Below are 441 nucleotides of genomic sequence, written 5' to 3'. Positions count from 1 at the left end.
AATCCGCCGCCGAAACACACCGGCAGCACAGCCGCAGCCGCGAAGCCGGCTTCAACGCCGGCGTCGCCCTCAGCTTCGACGGCGGCCTCAGCCTCGGCATAACCGCCGGCGGCAACTACGGCCAAGGCAGAGGCGAAGGAGAAAGCACCCGGCACCGCCACAGCCGAATCGGCAGCAGCCAAAGCCGCACCCTTATCCAAAGCGGCGGCCACACCGCCATTCACGGCGCCCAAGTGGCGGGCAGCGGCATCGGCCTCGAAAGCCGCAGCCTCAGCATAGCCAGCCCGCAGGACACAGCCGTATACGACAGCGAAAACTACCGCATCGAAGCCCAAGTAACCGCCGGCTACGGCTTCAGCGCCTCAGGCAGCGCCGAATACGGCAATATCGAAGCCGACCACCGCAGCACCACCCGCCAAAGCGGGCTGTTTGCCGGCGACG

At 67.1% G+C, this 441-nt stretch carries 1 protein-coding gene; it reads left to right on the top strand.

What is annotated here, in order from left to right; all coding sequences use genetic code 11:
• Positions 1-441: hemagglutinin repeat-containing protein (locus NQ012_RS12905; protein WP_257067975.1), on the top strand; the 441-nt coding region annotated here is incomplete at both ends.

The organism is Neisseria dentiae (genome assembly GCF_024580525.1).
GTDB lineage: Bacteria > Pseudomonadota > Gammaproteobacteria > Burkholderiales > Neisseriaceae > Neisseria > Neisseria dentiae_A.
Note: the sequence above shows the minus strand (reverse complement) of the source record. Positions and strands in the feature narration are given on the sequence as shown.